This is a genomic window from Sedimentibacter sp. B4 (genome assembly GCF_000309315.1).
Lineage (GTDB): Bacteria > Bacillota > Clostridia > Tissierellales > Sedimentibacteraceae > Sedimentibacter > Sedimentibacter saalensis.
In genome coordinates, this window is sequence record NZ_CANG01000595.1 from 1 (window position 1) to 206 (window position 206).

The window sequence follows — 206 nt, forward strand, 5'->3', positions numbered from 1 at the left end:
CGTTGGCCGACCGCCAGGTCGACGGGCTGGTGACCATCACCAGGGTTCCGGTCACGTGGCTGGAGAAGCTCGGCAAGCAGTTGCCCCTGGTCACGATCGGCCGACACTACGCGTCGGTCAACTACGACACCATCGTCGGCGACGACCTCGCGGGAGCCGAGCTCGCCGTCGGCCACCTGTACGACCTCGGGCACCGCCGGATCGTG

The 206-nt window shown here is 68.4% G+C and carries 1 pseudogene; it reads left to right on the forward strand.

What is annotated here, in order from left to right:
• Positions 1-206, forward strand: a pseudogene (locus tag BN358_RS26680) (LacI family transcriptional regulator); the annotation flags it as partial.